Genomic DNA, 280 nt, shown 5'->3' on the forward strand with positions numbered 1-280 from the left:
GCCCGACTGAGCTTCTCTACTCCGGGATACTGGACGCCTGAGTTTAAAGGGAAAACCAATGCCGAGGCCAATTATTTGGCGTGGTCAGATTCCTTGGGTTGGAATTCATTTGTTCCATGGACAGAAGTGAAGCACCCTGATTTTCCAAACCAAAAAGTAGAAGTAGGAGGCATCAAGCCTTTTGTGATGGTCAATCCTCCTTTTGAAAAAGTAGGAGAAATTGCCAAGCAGCACACGGATTTTATCCTAAAACTCGCTGCCATGCAGCCTAAACTTGAGT

The 280-nt window shown here is 45.7% G+C and carries 1 pseudogene; it reads left to right on the forward strand.

Annotated elements, in window-relative coordinates:
• A pseudogene (locus ACNKXV_RS14685) lies at positions 1-280 on the forward strand (M14 family metallopeptidase); the annotation flags it as partial.

Source organism: Christiangramia aquimixticola (assembly GCF_048285835.1).
Classification (GTDB): Bacteria; Bacteroidota; Bacteroidia; order Flavobacteriales; family Flavobacteriaceae; genus Christiangramia; species Christiangramia aquimixticola.